The organism is Streptomyces sp. NPDC031670, assembly GCF_055580545.1.
The window spans coordinates 1-15,830 of sequence record NZ_JBVILC010000044.1; the positions used below are offsets into that span (position 1 = coordinate 1).

The following is a 15,830-nucleotide window of genomic DNA, read 5'->3' on the forward strand; positions in this document are numbered from 1 at the left end:
GGATACGACTACTCCCACCTACGACGATGGTTATCCCAGCGGGGCATCCGGCACCGCATCGCCCGAAAGGGAGTCGAGACCTCACAGCGGCTCGGCCGGCACCGGTGGACCATCGAACGCACCATGGCATGGCTCGCTGGATGCCGTCGCCTCCACCGTCGCTACGAGCGCAAAGCCGAGCACTTCCTCGCCTTCACGAGCCTCGCCTGCACCCTCATCTGCTACCGCCGGCTCGCCAAATGAGATGACTTCTTAAAGGAAAGGCAGCGCTGCGCGCGGTATCGGAGGCCGTTGTTGTTCATGCCAATCCGGACCCCGCCGGTCCCGTTGCTGTCGACCTGCTCTTGATCGCCTGAGATACCGTCAGCGACCCCTCTTGCGGGTGACGGTTAAGAGCGGCCCCCGCGGTCCTGCCCCAGATGCTGGTTGGGATGGGCGGGCACCTACGGGCGGCCCACAGCGACACGCCCCCGTGACCGCTCACTTCTCGTTGTCGCGGGCCAAGCGACAGTGGAGCATCACTGGGCCGTGGGTTCCCTCCCACTACCTGCCGTTTCGAGATGGAGGTGGATCCCTTGGTCCCGGGGAGTACTTGGATAGTTTCGCGGTAGATGCCGAGGGTGGCTGCGTACGCGGCACAGTGCTTGCGGTAACCGCCGTCAACCCAGACCTTTCGCAGGCTGGGGTGGTCGGGGGCAGCTTGTTCCAGGCGGTTACGGTCGGCCGTGGAGTCCTGGACGCTGGGCACGTTGACCAGCAGTGTCTACTGCAGGCCGAGGTGTCGCTGATGATACTGCGCTCGGAGACTCCACCCTTGATAGAACGCTCCAGGACGCCGCCAGTCCACTCGGCCGTCCGTGCCGCGCTGGATGCCCCGAGACAACGCCGCACCCCTTGGCCCCTCCCCGGGGCCGAACGGCCCCTGCAACAACGCACCTTTGACACAGCACGCTGAGCGCGGAAAGAAGGGAGGAGGACTTTCCCCGCACGGAAGGACTGCACATCCCGCTCCTCCTCAGAGGAGAGGAGCGCCAACTGTCTCTCACAGTCCTTGCGGCACTGCTCAGGGGGGAGTGCCGCAAGGACTGTCCCGCACGGCCGAAGACCCGCTCTTCGGCGAGCGCCCGGTGCGCCAGACGGGATTTCCAGCATCCGTCTACCGAATTCCGCATACCCAAGGAGGAGCCTTGCTTACCAGAAAGCGCGGAACCGTGGCAGTCCTGGCGGCGGCTTCAGCCGTCACCACCGCCCTTGTGTGGGGGCCGACCCCCGTAGCAGCCGCCCCCGAAACCGTCACCTCGCCGTACGCACCCTCGGCGCTGGTGCTGACCGTCGGCCAGGGCGAATCGGTGGCAACGACCACGCCCGAGCGTGCCGTCACCCTCACCTGTGCCTATGCCCCCGCTGGAACGCATCCCCTCCCAGCGGCGGCGTGCGACGCGCTGCAATCCGCGCAGGGCGAACTCAGTGCGCTGACGCCCGCTTCCGGCCAGGTGTGTACCTTCATCTACCGTCCGGTCACCGTCACGCTGCAAGGAGTGTGGCGAGGACAACGAGTCAACGAGGCACGGACGTTCTCCAACAGCTGCATCAAGGACCTGTACGGTCCCCTTGTGCGTTTCTGAAGTACCGGCCAAGTCGGGACGAGCACCCGGAGACGGTCCTGTCGGATGACGACAAACTCGAGGATCGACCGGGGTGTGTGCGAGCCGCCACACACCCGCTCCGGGCTCCAATATCCCTTTCCTGGCGCCCCCTCAGACGGCAAAACCAAGCGGTCACCCAGCCGATGAGCCCTCAATCATGTCGCGTTCAATTACCGGTTTCGCGCCAGCAATGACACCATCTTACTTTTGTCAAAAATCGCATTACCCGGCGCCAGTGGACGTCTTCCGCCAGACGGGACTGCCTCGATGGCGTAAAAGGTGCACGTGCCTGCGCCGGTCCCGCCACTCGGACGGGTCGGCGGATCCGTTCGTCCACCGGCAGGCCGCCGCCAGGGCCGTTCGCCCACCCACTCGGCACGTGTCGCGGAAGGGCAGAAGCGGTTCCCTGGAAGCAGGAACTCTTTCGTCCGCCACGGGAAGCCGGTTCATCCCCACTGGGTCGGCGTGGAGCGGTGAAGGTCGGGCGGGGCCGTATGGCCCGTCGGAGCGGGCCGCCAGCGCGGGATACCGGCGGCCGACTGTAGGTGCGCACCAACCGATTCCGTCCGCCGCGGGCTGACGTGCGCGCTCGACTTCACCCTCCATCCCCGGTGCACAGTACGCGCACGCGCAGAACATCCTCCGCTGTCGCGGCGTACCTGGTCGGTCGGCTAGTTCCAGCAGCGGCGGGGGTCCGCTGTCACCCGGCTATTCGCGGGTGTGAGGGCTAGGCCATTTCGTTTGGATCAGCCGGTCGTTGGTCGGGGTGTGCCTTTGGCTGACGCGCAGTGGGCGCGGATCGAGCCGTTGCTCCCGGACCGGACGCCGAAGCGGGGTGGCCGCTGGCGGGACCATCGTGAGGTGATCGACGCGATCGCCTTCAAGTTCCAGACCGGTACCCAGTGGGTGCACCTGCCGGAGAAGTACGGCAACTGGCGGGGCGTCTACAATCGGCTGCGGATGTGGGCCGTGGACGGCACGTGGGAGCGGGTGTTCACCGCCCTGGTGGCCCAGGCCGACGCGGACGAAGACGTCAGCTGGGCGGTGTCCGTGGACTCCACCATCGTGCGCGCTCACCAGCACGCTGCCGGCGCCCACAAAAGGGGCCCCGGCCGGAGAGCCGGACGATCACGCCATCGGCCGGTCCCGCGGCGGACTGACCACGAAGATCCACCTCGCGGCCGACGGCCGGTGCCGCCCGCTGGTGTTCGTCCTCACCGCCGGTCAGGCCGCAGACGCACCCGCCTTCACGGATGTCATGGCACGTCTGCGCGTTCCCCGCTCTTGGGGACGGCCTCGCACCAGGCCGGACCTGGTCCTGGCTGACAAGGCGTACTCCTCCCGCGCGATCCGCGACCACCTGCGCAGGCGCGGCATCCGCGCGGTGATTCCGGAACGGGCCGACCAGAAGGCCAACCGGCGGCAGCGCGGACAGGCTCCGCCTCAAGAGCAGGGCGGAGGGTACGGCGCAGACCGCCTCCACCGACCACGCGGTGGCCTCCTCGCCGGCTCTCGCACGCACGCTGGCGGGACTGCGCCTTGTGACGGCGTTCACGTTCCTGTGGGCGTTCTTCGACAAGACCTTCGGCTGGGGGTACTCCACGCATTCCGGCAAGGGATGGATCGACGGCGGCTCACCCACCAAGGGCTTCCTCAGCAGCGTCGCCGCGGGCCCCATGGAATCCACCTTCCACCACTGGGCCGGGGACACCTGGGCCGACTGGCTGTTCATGCTCGGACTGCTCGGCATCGGCCTCGCCCTGGCGGGCGGCGTCGCCCTGCGTATGACCGCGGTGGCGGGCACGGCCCTGATGGCGCTGATGTGGACGGCCGAATGGCCGCCCGCCAAACATCTGTCCGACGGCACCCTCAGCGCCTCCACCAACCCGCTCATCGACTACCACATCGTGTACGCAGCCGTCCTGATCACCCTCGCCGTCGCCGGTGCCGGCCGCACCTGGGGCCTCGGCTGGATATGGGAGCGCCTGCCGCTCGTCGGCAATCGGGGCTGGCTGCGATGACCCCTCGGACACCGCTCCCCAGCCCCCTCGGCCGCCAGTCGGCGCGCCCGGGAGCACCACAGCAGCCCTGGCATGCCACAGGGCCGCAACGGTCCCTGGGATGGGTCCTTCGGCCCCTGGCACCCCCGGCGGAACAGAGCCACGCTCACCGTAGGACCGCTCGTACGCACGCTTCCCGGACGTCTGAGGAGGCACGGCCCATGAGACACGCCAAGGTCGGCTCGGTGATGGCCAGTGACGTCGTCCGCGTCGGGCCCGGCACCCCGTTCAAGGACGTCGCGGCGCTTCTGACACAGCACCGCATCAGCGGGGTTCCCGTCGTGGGCGACGACGAGATGGTCATCGGAGTGCTCTCCGAGACGGACCTGATGGCCCACCAGGCCGAGGACCCCTACGAGCCGCCCCGCCGTCTCCACGCCCCCGTACTGGGACGCGCCGCGCGGTCACGGCGGACCAAGGCGCGGGCCCGGACCGCGGGCGAGCTGATGACCTCCCCGGCCGTCACGGTCCGGGCGAACGACACCATCGCCCGGGCCCCCCGCGTCATGGCGCAGCACCGCGTCGAGCGCCTGCCGGTGTTGGACGCCGACGGCCGACTGACCGGTATCGTGACGCGCCGCGGCCTTCTCCGGGTCTTCCTGCGCTCGACGACGAGATCCGCGCCGAGGTCATCCAGGACGTCCTAGTGAGAAGCCTGTGTCTGGAACACGGCGCGATCGACATCACGGTCGAGGAGGGCGTCGTGACCCTTACGGGACAGCTGGAGCGGCGCAGTGAAGTGCCGCTGGCCGTGCGGATGACGCACATGGTCGACGGCGTGGTCGAGGTGGTCGACAAGCTCGACTACCGCACCGACGACTCCCATCTGCATCCCGACGAACCGGCCGTGCGCGGCATCGCCGACGCCTGGATGCGCAAGCGGTGAAAGCAGGTACACGCCATGCCCCCGAGAGCGCTTGTCGCCTACGGCTCCAAAAACGGCTCCACCGCACAGATCGCCGAGCGGATCGGCGAGGTGCTGCGCAGCCACGGCCTGGACACCGAGGTCCGGCCGGCCGCGGAGGTACGTGAGGTGAGACCGTATGACGTCGTGGTGCTCGGAGGCGCCCTATACGCGGGGCGCTGGCACCGCGACGCGCGCCGGTTCGTCCGGCGCAACGCCTCCCAGGTCTCCGGGACAGCGGTATATCTGTTCAGCAGCGGCCCGCTGGACACGTCGGCCTCGCAGCGGTCAATACCACCGGTGGCCGGCGCGCGGCGCGCGATGGTCCGCCTCGACGCGGTAGAACACCAAACGTTCGGTGGCTGCCTCCGCGACGATGCCAAGGGCCGGATCGCCCGTTCACCCGTCGCCTCCGGCCGCGGCGGCGATTTCCGCGACTTCGAGGCCATCACCGCCTGGGCCGAGCGCATCGCCGTCGAATCCCCTGCCGCGCGCTCCGCGCCCGAACAGCACGGCTCCCGGAGCTGACCAGCCCCGTCCCGAGGGTCGGTCGGCCCCTGCCCCCAACCGTCCGGCGCACCAATGCTGGAGAAACGACCAGGGCCGTACGAGCCGAGGAGGAACCCCATGATCACCAAGCAGGCCGACCGGTGGACGACCGCTCTGCCCGGGGTCCCTATCAGAATCGGCTGATGAACATCGCACGTGAGGTCAGATTCCCCTCGGGCTCCCGCCTGTTCAAAGAGGCCAACGGGCCGACCGCTTCTGGGTCGTCCGCACCGGCACCCTGACCCTGGACATGCATGTCCCCGGCCGCGCTCAGGCGGCGACGCCCGCGATGTCGTCGGCCAGGCGGTGCGCGGTGCAGGAGAGAGCGCTGGTCGCGGTACGCGCCAGGTCGGCCGCCACCGCCCGCCCGGAGGGGACGTAGCGCACCGCCTCGGGCGACGTGTCAAAGGCCAGGCGCAGGTAGGTGAGCGCCCCCGAGATTTCGTGGCGCTGGTGCTCGGCTTTGGCGGCGTCCAGGAACAACCGGCTGCGCCGCTCCAGGGACGGGATCGTCTGCGGGTGGGCGTCTGCGAGGGTCTGCACCGCCACACCCGGGGTGTGCAGATCGGCGGAGATACTGACGGGACCCGCAGCTGCCCGGACGGTGGCGTGTCGGGCCTCGATCAGGCCCGGCAGCACCGCCGCGATCGCGGTCCGTTGATGGCGTGCGGTATGCCAGATCTCCCACGACTGCCGCACCCGCCCGGCGAGCTCCCCGACGTCCTCTGGGGCGCCGGACGTCGCCGCGAACAACGGCGCATACACCGCCGCGCGCAGCCCCACGACACCCGGGTGCGAGACGCGCCCGCCGTCATCGATCGGAATCGAGATCTCAGCCACGCCCGTCAGATCGTTGACATCCGTGCAGCCCAACACCCGGCCCAGACGCATGATCATGGAGAGAGTACGAACGGTCCGCTGACCCCGGTCCACCTTCTTCACCCAGTCCTCAGAGCGGGCTACCAGACCACCCAACGCGCCACGCGACAAGCCCCGCCGCTCCCGCAGAACCTGCAACAACGCCCGTCGACCGCCAACTGCGCTTGCGCATTTGGCATTTCGGCCCCCTTCACCAGGGATATACCTCCAGTCCAGACCCGCACCCCAGCCCCGCACCCCACCCCCGAACAGTCATCGGCACGCCCCGCCCCCGGAGATTCCTCGGGGCAGGCAGCGCCGCGTTTCATCAGAGCCTGCACCGTCCCGGCCGCTGGTTTGCACGGTGGCGCATCGCGGCGCCGGAGACGCCCAGGCGCGCGCCGAGCACCGCACCGATCAGGGCGCCGATCCCCCAGGCTTCCCACACGGTGCACACTCCCCGCCATGGGCGCCGTGCAGGACCACGGCCCAGCCCAGCAGCGACAACTCACGACACAAGTTGCCTACTGGGGCCGCCGCGCCTCACCCCCTGATCGGAGCACGACACCCGCCCCCGCACGAGCGTTTGCGTCCCCGTGCTCACCGGACCGACTGCCCGTCGGTTCACCCTCCATTACGGACGGTGGCGAAACGGTTACGCTGGCGCTATCCTCCAGGGTGATCGAATCGGGGTTCTTCCGGGGGGCATCGCAGTGCGGACGTTTCAGGGCGGGCTTCCGCTGATCGGGCAGGCGGGGCGCCTGGCGCTGGACCCGCTGGGCTTTGTCGAACAGCAGCGTTCCTCCGGCGCAGTCGTCGTGCTGCCTCTGGTGGGCCGGGAGTGCTTCCTGATCAACAGTGCCGAGGCCGCTGCGCAGGTGCTGGTGGTGCAGCAGGACCGTTTCGACAAGGGCGGCCCGTTTATGGAGGCGGCCCGCCAGCTGGTCGGGAACGGTGTGATCACCTGCAGCGCCGAGGACCACCAGGTGCAGCGGCCGGTAATGAGGACCGCCTTCCACCGCAGCCAAGTCGCCCGCTACAGCGAGGTCATGCGCCAGTGTGCGCAAGAGGTGACGGCGTCCTGGCGGTCGGGGCAGGAGCTCGACGTCGGGGCGGCAATGTACCGGCTGTCGGCGTGGGTGGTCGCCCGGAGCCTGGTGTCCGCACCGGCCGGGCGGCGGGCGGCGGAGGTGATGGCGGAGGCGTTGCCGGAGCTGCTGCGCGGTCTGCTGCGCCGGATGCTGGTTCCCGCGGCCTGGGTGCACCGGCTGCCGACGCCGGCGAACCGGCGCTTCGACGCCGCCCGCGCCCGCTTGGATGCGGCCATCGCACAGGTCATCGCCCAGTACCGCCGACAGGAGCAGGGCCGGCAGGACCTGTTGTCCCAGATCATGGCCGGGGGCGAGGAGGGCGGGCGGCGTCCGGATGATGCCGAGGTGCGTGATCAGGTGATGTCGGTGCTGGCCGCCGGAGTGGAGACCTCCGCCTCGCTGCTGGCATGGACCTTCCAGCTCCTGGCCCGCCACCCCGAGATCCAGGACAGACTGTGGGAAGAAATCGACCATGTCCTGGGCCAGCGACCGGTCACCTTCGACGATCTGGGCGCCCTGCCGTTCACCAAACGTCTGCTGACCGAGGTGCTGCGCCTGTATCCGCCCACCTGGCTGCTCAGCCGCGTCGCTGTCGACGACGCGGAAGTGTGCGGGCACCTGCTGCCGAAGGGGGCGGACGTCCTCATCAGCCCCTACGCCCTACAACGCAACCCGGACGTCTTCCCCCACCCCGGCCGACTCGATCCGGACCGATGGCTGGCTGAGCGTCTCACCTCCGCACAGCGCCAGTCCTTCCTCGCCTTCGGCGCCGGCCGGCGCCGGTGCATGGGCGAGTGCTACGGCATGACCGAAACCACCATCGCCCTGGCCACCATCGCCCAGACCTGGCACCTGGCAGCCACACAGTCCAAGCCCCTGCGCGCCGTGCCGCGCTTCCTGCTCGTCCCCGCCGACCAACCCCTCACCTTGCACCGGCGCACCGCCCAAGGACCCCGGCGGTGAACGCTGTTCCCACCCCCGGCCTGCTGGGCGGCGGCCCGGGGGGTAAGCCTTATCCGAGGTTCCGGCTGCCCTCCTTCCCCCGCTTCCAGCCCGCACTGCGCCGCCGGGACCTCGATGAGCTGGAAACGTCCTGCCGCACCTGGCTGGAGGACGCCCTGCGCCCAGCACACACCGACGACCCGTGGGCGTTCGAGGAGTTCCTCCAGCACCAGACCACCCTGTGGACCCTGCTGACCTACCCCACCACCGACCCCGAACGCACCAAGACGATCTGCCACTGGATCGACATCCTGTTCAGGATCGACGACCTCTTCGTCCACGCAACTCCCCCGCGCCTGGAACACCTGGGCCTGCACCAGCTCAACACGGCCCTCGACCACGGCCGGCCCACACCCCAGGCCCCCTACCCACAGGTGCTGGCCGGGCTGGCGCGCAGCCTGCGCGCCGGCATGCCGCCCGGACTGTGGAACCGGTTCACGCAGGAGATGAAAGAGTTCTCCGCGGCGTGCCAAACCGAACGGGACTGGATAGCGGCCGGGCCGTGGACCTGGCCGCCTACGAGGCGTCCCGGGCCAAGAGCATCGGCGGGTGCTGCTTCCCGCTCCTGGAGTACGGACTCGGCATCGACCTCACCCGTCAACTGGCCACGATCCCCGAACTCGGCCGCCTCACCTCTCTGGTCACCCGGCACTGGATCGCCGTCAACGACATCTTCTCCTACCGCAAAGAGCTCTACAGCGGCGACACCATCAACGAAATCACCCTCACCCTCGCCGCAGGCGCCGACGATCTCCAAGCCGCCGTCGACCACATCGCAGCAACCATCCAACGCATCGAGGACGAATTCTGCACCCTCGCCGAACAACTCCTCGCCCCACGCCACGGCCAGGCCCCCGCGGTGTGTCGCTACGTCGAAGCCCTGCCCTGGATGATCGCCGGCAACCTGGAATGGTCCTACATCACCCCCCGCTACAACGGCCCCGGACACACCTGGAACGGCCACACCGCAGCCACCGTCACCCTCACACCCCACCGAACCCTCTACCACCCCGAGCAGCCCCAGACCCTCAGGATTCCCTGAACCGCAGGCACCAGCACCGAGACGGAACAGAAAGAACAGATCCCGGTCATGGCGGTGTCCTTCACCAGGTAGGGCCCCACGGCCGAACGACGGCGGCAACGAGGACCCCTGCAACGAGCACGACCAGGCATCCTCGGACCCGGGTGACGGAGCGGACGGACTGAGCACCCTGTGGAGGACCGTGCTGTCCGCACTCCAGGACCCTGGCAGGCCCGGACGCGAAGGAGGACATCGCAGGCGCAGTCGCGCCCGCCTATAAGCGGACCGGGCGGCATGCCGCCCGCGGAGAGGCCGGACGGCGACCGGGTGACCGGGCCCGAGCGGAAGGAGCGTTGAACCGGTGAGCACCACCAGCCGTCTTGAGGCTGCATCCCCCGTTGCCGGACCGGACGGCCGTGGTTGGGCCCCAGCCGCCCCGGCAGGCGCGGTCCAGCTGATCGAGCGGATCGTCGAGGCCGTCCGAGCGGGTGACGATCCGGCAATCAATGCCCTGCTCCAGCAGCTGGCCGATGCCGCCGGCACCGAAGCCCTCCTGCTGCTGCACCGCCGGCTCAACGAGGACCTGCACCGGTGACCAGCACAGACCGCCGAGTTCTGCCGCACGGAGGACTAGGGCGGCCGGCTGGATGCCGACCGCACTCCACCAGGATGTCAGCGCTCACATGTCCCCGTCGACGCGGGGACGCAGCGCGCCGGTGCTGGCAAAGGAACCGATGCTGGTGCAGCCGGCACCGGTCGTTGAGGTCCAACGCCTGTTCGGTAATCCCTCATTGCCTGTCCTTGGTCCAGCGACCGCTCTTGAAGAAGTAACCCTTCCGCTTGGCCCTGCCGCTGTGGCCGTCGTGCGTGTTGTACGGCTCGCTGCGCCCGGAAGGTCTGCGGGGTCCGCGCGGCGCACCGCTGCCGGTCAAGAAAGCACAGTCCAGGGGCACTTCCTCATGGTGCCGGGCAGACGAGCGGAGCTCGACAGCGGGTAACCAGCCCCACACCGCGTTCCTGACGGACGGGGGTGTCGGCCCTTCGTCGGGCCGGCCGTCTTCGGGCCGGTCGCCTCCGAACCGACGGTCTCCCGTCTGGTCGACATCCTCGCCACCGCGGGCAAGGCTGACCAGCAACCTTCCGCCCCTACGAGGGAACCAATCCAGACCGAAGCAGTGGAACCCGGCGTCCACCCGAGACGACACCCGGATCCTCGGCCTGCCCACAACGAGCCACAGAAAGGGAAACGGTCCACCGACTACGTCGGCGGACCGTCACGGAAGATCGAGGTTGGCGATCTCCCGCATTCGTCCGCCCGGAGCGCGGTCCGCGCGCTATCGTGGCCGGGCCGTCTGTGACGGCTTAAGGTTTTGGGCGTTTGCGAGTCGGATACGGGGTGGGCGTGGAAGAGCAGAAGAGGCTGGGCAAGGAGATTCGCCTTGAGATAGAGATTCAGTCCGCTGACCACGAGGCGCTCGGTCATCTTGAAGAGGCGCTGTGCGAGGAGCCCGGGGTTAGCCTCCGAGAATCGGATGTATACGCTCCGGAACTGCGGTCCGACCTCACTCACACACTCATTGTGGCGCTGTCCTCCAGCCTGACGTCGGCGGCTAGTGCGGTCCTCATCCAGTTCATCAGGAGTCGGCGGGCGAAAATCACGGTTCGGCGGTCTGGTACGGCCACCACAGTTACCTACGACGGACCGGTGAAAGATGCCCATCATGCCGCGGAAATCATTAGGGACGTCCAGGCTGGCCGCCTACCGGAATGACGCGGAATCTCTTCTGCTTCGCTCAAGCCATGGAAGCTTCAGCCCGACCGCGGCGTTCGTTGACGTAGGTTCGTTACCTGCGGACCTGGAGCAGGGCACATTTGAGGACTGGTCTCGTCTCACGTCGCTGCTCCTGCACGAGCGGCACCATTGGCTTCAGCACGTCGGTACGACTGGTGGTGCGTACAATTCGCTCCTGCTGAATTATGAGGCCGGGTTGGTAGTCGGAGAGTGCGATCTAGAAGCGCTTACGGAAGACGATCTCCCGTTGCTTACAGCAGGAGCGGCCGGCAACGAGTCTCTGCTGGAAACCTGGGAACAGTTCGAGGCCGTACGCAGGGCTTTTTTCGGCTGCCGTGTCGGCAATTATCTCGAACTGGACCGGGGGCTCGGTCTCAGTACCCACATGGTGACGGAGTTGCTCGCCGGTCACGTGACTAAAAGCGTCCCCGGTCCGGGTGGTATAAAACTCGCGCTACCCGATTGGCCGGACGAGATGTTCCGGAATCTACCCCCGTATGCCGTACCGCAGCACCGCGGATGGGCGGTCGGCGCCCGCCATCTCATGGAATTTTCTGCACGCCTGTCGGAAATGGTGAATATCGCCGCCGACCGGGCCAGGGCCGGCCTCGGTCCGATCAATATTTCGGACCACATTACCGGCATCTACAGAGTGGCCTACGACATCTTCATGTATGCCGCGGAGGTGGAGACCCCCAACGCGGGAACTCTTATCACTGCCGCCGTCACCTGTGACCTCGCTCTGTCCATCGTCTATCCGCCGATGGGGCCCGCGATTGGAGCATCCCCAGCGCAACGGCTGTTCTCCTTTGCGATGGAACTCAAGGACTTTGATTTTTCCCGGCCTATCAATATCGCCGATCCGGCCGGAGTGTGTGACTTTGCACGAGAGGTGTATGACCATCTCGGTGTCCGTACTGGTCTTTCCATTCCAAAGATCACCTCATGCATGGCTGCGGCCTTCGGGCACCTGAGTCCCACCGATATTGCCGACTCGATCCTCGAATCGTTGGGCTCCGCAGCACCGTCAACCGCGCCGGAGAACGCGGCCCTGCTGTGGCTGTCCTCCCTGTGGGGGCAAGCGGCCCGCCTCCGGGCCGACCGTCCCGATCTGTTCATCCTGCCGGCCTCTGCCTATCTGTATGGCCGATCCTCCTTCCACGAGCTGTTCGATCCCATCGCGCCTCCCATGATCAGACGGGACGGCGCCGTCCATCCAGCGCGGCAGGAGACGGCGGACGTGAGATGGCTGGAGTTCGCCTTGGAAATGACGATTCAGGCTGATCTGCTCAGGGGAATCATTTACTGCACGCCCGGCGAACTCGCCGCGACGCTTGCCCGGCACGGCCGGGCTCTGTCGCCGGACCGGAAGGTCAACGACCTAAACGCCCGATTCCTCTTCAACTCGATACGCGCGATCTTCCGGGAGGGGCCGCTCGGCAAGTCCCTCGCGAGACGCGTCGCCGCCCTGCTCGGCCGCGAGTCTCCGGTCTGACGGTTGCCTGCCGTGCAGCACCGACGCACGAGGGGTTCGACTTCCTCGGCTTCCACCATCGGTGGGTCACGTCCCGGCCGCGTGGCAATCGGCGCCAAGTTGCCTTCCTCGCCCGCTGGCCCTCGGCAAGGGCGATGCAGCATGCCCGCGACCGGATCCGTGAACTAACGGACCGCCGCGGGCTGTTGCGGCCGGGCAAGGTCATCGTGGAGGACGTTAATGCGTTCCTGCACGGGTGGACTGCGTACTTCCGGCCTGCCCACAACGAGCCACAAAAAGGGAAACGGTCCACCGACTACGTCGGCGGACCGTCACGAAAGATCGAGGTTAGGCGGCCTTCTGCCGCCCCACTCGCGGCCACGAGATTCCCCACGTACGACTGGGCAGGCTCCCCGTTCGCCCTGGACCGGTCGACCTTGTCACCGCGAAGATCTCCGGCTGCGCAAGTCTTGCCGGAGCCTCATCAACTCGTACGCCGACACCACCGTGCCGGGCGGGTTCGGCTGGCATCTGGTGCGGGAGGGCTTGGCCCACGCGCGGGCCAACGTCCAGACGGTGGGCAAACCCGTGACCGCCATCGTGCCCTGTCTCATCGGGGTCACTCCGCCAGGCTGGGTGGCGCTGTTGCTGATTCCTTGATCAGTCGTTATCCCGGTCGTGGATGATCGTGGTGACGACGCTGTGCCCTTTGCAGCCTTGCTTGGAGCCTACTGGCTGGGACTGGAATCTGAGTCCGGTGATCAGCGCCGCGTGGAGGAGTGTGAAGGCGGCGGCATGGGGCTGCGGCCGTTTCCCGTCGGCCGGGCCCTCCTGGTCGCTGTCGCCACGGTCACTGTGGCCGCCGCGGTTGCAATTGTCTTGACATAGAGTTCGTAACACGATCACGATCCGGGCTTCTTGAGGCGTGTCCACGCACATGCGGGTCGTTGGCGGTGCGCGCCCCGAAGGCGCGATGTCCTTCGGAGCGCGCGGCAGGGGTTCGGGTTCAGGCGTTGTAGCCGCCGTGGGCGTCCAGCACTGCGCCCGTGATGTACGACGCGGCGGGGCTCGCCAGGAAGGCGATCGCCGCGGCGATTTCGTCGGGGTGCCCCATGCGTTGCAGGGACAGCGAGCTGACCAGGGCCTTGAGGGTCTCGGGGTCCGGCGGTTGCATGCCGCCCTCCATCAGTCCGGCCTCCACGACGTTGGCCGTGATGTTCCGGGGCCCGAGGTCGCGTGCGACGCCCATGGTGTACCTCTCGATCCCGGACTTGGTCGCCGAGTAGTCGGCAAGGCCGGGGGCGCCGACCCGGGAGCCCAGTCCGGAACTCACTGTGATGATGCGGCCACCCGCGCGCAGCACTCGGGAGGCGGCCCGGATGATGGCGATCACGCCGAGGTAGTTGGTGGCGTGCATCCGGTCCAGTGCGGCGGTGTCGGCATCCGGGTCGTCCACCGTGCCAGCCACGGAGATCGCCGCGTTGTTGACGAGAATGTCCAGGGCGCCGAAGTGCGCGACCACGTCGTCGATCAGCGCCGGCGCCCGGCTCGTGTCCGCCTGGTCGGACTGGAAGGCGACGGCCTTGGCTCCCTTGCTGTGCACCTCGTCGACGACGGCCTGCGCCTGTTTCTCGGAGCTGACGTAGGTAAAGGCGACGTCGGCGCCCTGCTCGGCCAGCAGTCGTACGGTCGCGGCTCCCAGTCCGCGCGACCCCCCGGTGACCAGGGCGACTTTGCCCGTGAGTGGCTTGCTCAATCTTCTCACCTCGTTGATTGACCCTTCCCGGCAGTCGCAACGTTAATTGTTACGACAGGCTGTTGCAACCTTCACTGTTACGACTGCCGTAACATGAAGCGTTGCGGCCGAGAGGAGGAGTCCATGAGCGCCAACAGCAGGCTGACCATCGCCGCCCACGCGCTGGCCTGGATCGGCCTCTACCAGCGCCAGGGCCATGAGGTCGCCACCTCCGAGCAGATCGCGACCAGCGCGAACACCAACCCAGTGGTGATCAGACGGCTGCTCGGCGAGCTACGCAGGGCCGGGCTCGTGGAGTCCCGGCGGGGCGTGGGCGCGGGCTGGTCGCTGGCACGCGAGCTGGAGTCGATGACCCTGCTCGACGTGTACGAGGCAGTGGAACCCGGCCCGCTGTTCGCCATGCACCGCACCACCCCGGACCAGGGATGCGTGGTGGGTCACGGCATCCAGCCGGCGATGCAGAGCATCTACGAGGGCATCGAGGAGACCCTGAGACACGAGCTGGCCCGCGTCACGCTCGCGAACGTACTCCGGGACGTACTCGCGGCATCTCGCTAGCCTCCCCGTTACGCCCTGACATCACCAAGACCCCCATCCATGCCCAGGCCGGCGAACAGCCTGGCAACCAGTCACGCCGAAGACCGTTGCGGTATCAGACCGTGTCCTACGAGCTCGTAACTTGATCTTGTTGTGGTGCCCTGGTCCGGCGTGACCGATGTGACGATTCCGCCGTTCGGGAGGATGTGAGCACCCGGCCATGGATCGTGGACGGCGACTTGTGGGCGCTGATCGAGCCGCTGCTGCCGCCCTGGCCAGAGAAGTCGCCGGGCCCACGGCCGGTACCGGACCGGCTGTGTCTGCAGGGCATCCTGTACGTCCTCTACAACGACATAGCCTGGCAACTCCTCCCGCTGGAGCTGGGATTCGGCTCGGGACAGACCTGCTGGCAGCGCCTGGACCGCTGGCAGCAGGCCGGAGTCTTCGACCAACTGCACCGCATCCTGCTCGCCGAGCTGAACGCGGCCGGCGAACTCGACTGGTCCCGCGCGTGCGTGGACGGCTCCCACATCCGCGCGAAAAAGGGGGCGCCGACACCGGTCCGTCGCCGGTCGACCGCCGCAAGACGGGCAGCAAACACCACCTGATCTGCGACGGACGCGGCACCCCGCTCAAGGTCATCACCACCGCGGCCAACGTCAACGACGTCACCCAGACCCTCGCCCTGGTCGATGGGATCCCGCCCGTGGCCGGACGGCCCGGGCGGCCACGCCGCCGCCCCGACTCGCTCCTCGGTGACAAGAGCTACCACTCCAACCCCGCCCGCCGGGAGTTGCACAAGCGGCGGATCCTGCCGGTCATCTCCCGCAAGGGCGCCCCGAACATCAAGGGCCTGGGCAAACTCCGTTACGTCGTGGAGCAGACCCTCGCCCTGCTCCACCAGTTCAAACGCCTTGCCCTCCGCTGGGAACGCCGAACCGAACTCCACGACGCCTTCGTCTCGTTGGCCTGCAGCCTCATCCGCTGGAGACGCCTCAAGAAGGCTCACCCATGATCGTGTTACGAGCTCATAGGACACGGTCTTACTGGCTCTAACAAAAGTGGTTTGATCATGTGACTGTCGGCTTGATCGCTCGTTGATGTGGTCATGGGGAAGCGTCAGTCGAAGCCGTGGATCGT

15 protein-coding genes and 2 pseudogenes are annotated in these 15,830 nt (G+C 67.7%); 15 read left to right on the top strand and 2 right to left on the bottom strand.

Going from position 1 to position 15,830, the window contains the following annotated elements:
* The 7 genes and pseudogenes from ACZ5ID_RS36520 to ACZ5ID_RS36550 form a co-directional block, all read left to right on the top strand.
* A partial coding sequence (locus ACZ5ID_RS36520; protein ID WP_468906986.1) for a transposase occupies positions 1–243 on the top strand: 243 nt, incomplete at its 5' end.
* A gap of 944 nt (positions 244–1,187) precedes the next feature.
* Positions 1,188–1,625: a subtilase-type protease inhibitor gene (locus ACZ5ID_RS36525; RefSeq protein ID WP_468906989.1), complete on the top strand. Its 438-nt coding sequence runs from the start codon at positions 1,188–1,190 to the stop codon at positions 1,623–1,625.
* Between the two features lie 762 nt (positions 1,626–2,387).
* Positions 2,388–3,084: pseudogene (locus tag ACZ5ID_RS36530) on the top strand (IS5 family transposase); the annotation flags it as partial.
* A gap of 55 nt (positions 3,085–3,139) precedes the next feature.
* Positions 3,140–3,667 (top strand): hypothetical protein, encoded by a 528-nt coding sequence (locus ACZ5ID_RS36535; RefSeq protein WP_468906992.1) that lies wholly within the window; start codon positions 3,140–3,142, stop codon positions 3,665–3,667.
* 200 nt (positions 3,668–3,867) lie between these two features.
* The gene (locus tag ACZ5ID_RS36540; protein ID WP_468907029.1) at positions 3,868–4,353 is read left to right on the top strand and encodes a CBS domain-containing protein; all 486 of its coding nucleotides are present in this window, start codon (positions 3,868–3,870) and stop codon (positions 4,351–4,353) included.
* Positions 4,353–4,592, top strand: coding sequence for a BON domain-containing protein (locus ACZ5ID_RS36545; protein ID WP_468906995.1), 240 nt, complete (start codon positions 4,353–4,355; stop codon positions 4,590–4,592). Before ACZ5ID_RS36540 ends, ACZ5ID_RS36545 begins: the two co-directional genes overlap by 1 nt.
* Positions 4,593–4,607: 15 nt before the next feature.
* Positions 4,608–5,138: a flavodoxin domain-containing protein gene (locus tag ACZ5ID_RS36550; protein ID WP_468906998.1), complete on the top strand. Its 531-nt coding sequence runs from the start codon at positions 4,608–4,610 to the stop codon at positions 5,136–5,138.
* 291 nt (positions 5,139–5,429) lie between these two features.
* Here the strand turns inward: ACZ5ID_RS36550 and ACZ5ID_RS36555 are convergent, their stop codons facing one another.
* A complete protein-coding gene (locus ACZ5ID_RS36555; RefSeq protein WP_468907001.1) occupies positions 5,430–6,179 on the bottom strand; it encodes a helix-turn-helix domain-containing protein in 750 nt (249 codons plus the stop codon).
* Positions 6,180–6,730: 551 nt separating this feature from the next.
* Between ACZ5ID_RS36555 and ACZ5ID_RS36560 the strand changes: the two genes are divergently transcribed.
* The 6 genes and pseudogenes from ACZ5ID_RS36560 (at position 6,731) to ACZ5ID_RS36585 (ending at position 13,083) form a co-directional block, all read left to right on the top strand.
* Complete coding sequence (locus ACZ5ID_RS36560) at positions 6,731–8,071, top strand: cytochrome P450 (protein WP_468907004.1); 1,341 nt, start codon at positions 6,731–6,733, stop codon at positions 8,069–8,071.
* Positions 8,068–9,152 (top strand): annotated as a pseudogene (locus tag ACZ5ID_RS36565) (terpene synthase family protein). Before ACZ5ID_RS36560 ends, ACZ5ID_RS36565 begins: the two are co-directional and overlap by 4 nt.
* Positions 9,153–9,492: 340 nt before the next feature.
* The gene (locus ACZ5ID_RS36570) at positions 9,493–9,726 is read left to right on the top strand and encodes a hypothetical protein (RefSeq protein WP_468907008.1); all 234 of its coding nucleotides are present in this window, start codon (positions 9,493–9,495) and stop codon (positions 9,724–9,726) included.
* A gap of 807 nt (positions 9,727–10,533) precedes the next feature.
* On the top strand, positions 10,534–10,902 hold the full coding sequence (locus ACZ5ID_RS36575) for an effector-associated constant component EACC1 (protein ID WP_468907011.1): 369 nt from the start codon (positions 10,534–10,536) through the stop codon (positions 10,900–10,902).
* The gene (locus ACZ5ID_RS36580; RefSeq protein ID WP_468907014.1) at positions 10,844–12,418 is read left to right on the top strand and encodes a hypothetical protein; all 1,575 of its coding nucleotides are present in this window, start codon (positions 10,844–10,846) and stop codon (positions 12,416–12,418) included. Before ACZ5ID_RS36575 ends, ACZ5ID_RS36580 begins: the two co-directional genes overlap by 59 nt.
* A 134-nt stretch (positions 12,419–12,552) precedes the next feature.
* Positions 12,553–13,083, top strand: a complete 531-nt coding sequence (locus ACZ5ID_RS36585; RefSeq protein WP_468907017.1) for a group II intron maturase-specific domain-containing protein — start codon at positions 12,553–12,555, stop codon at positions 13,081–13,083.
* Positions 13,084–13,403: 320 nt separating this feature from the next.
* Here ACZ5ID_RS36585 and ACZ5ID_RS36590 read toward each other — a convergent pair whose 3' ends face one another.
* Positions 13,404–14,153 carry an SDR family NAD(P)-dependent oxidoreductase gene (locus ACZ5ID_RS36590; protein WP_468907020.1) on the bottom strand — a complete coding sequence of 250 codons (750 nt, stop codon included), beginning with the start codon at positions 14,151–14,153 and terminating at the stop codon, positions 13,404–13,406.
* Between the two features lie 123 nt (positions 14,154–14,276).
* Between ACZ5ID_RS36590 and ACZ5ID_RS36595 the strand changes: the two genes are divergently transcribed.
* Together ACZ5ID_RS36595 and ACZ5ID_RS36600 are read left to right on the top strand one after the other, a co-directional pair.
* Positions 14,277–14,711: an Rrf2 family transcriptional regulator gene (locus ACZ5ID_RS36595; RefSeq protein ID WP_468907023.1), complete on the top strand. Its 435-nt coding sequence runs from the start codon at positions 14,277–14,279 to the stop codon at positions 14,709–14,711.
* A 185-nt stretch (positions 14,712–14,896) separates the two neighbouring features.
* Positions 14,897–15,705 (top strand): IS5 family transposase gene (locus tag ACZ5ID_RS36600; protein WP_468907026.1). Its coding sequence is split into 2 segments (ribosomal slippage): positions 14,897–15,214 and positions 15,217–15,705, totalling 807 coding nucleotides; the frame shifts between segments, so codons are not numbered across the junction.
* The last annotated feature ends 125 nt before the right edge of the window (positions 15,706–15,830 follow it).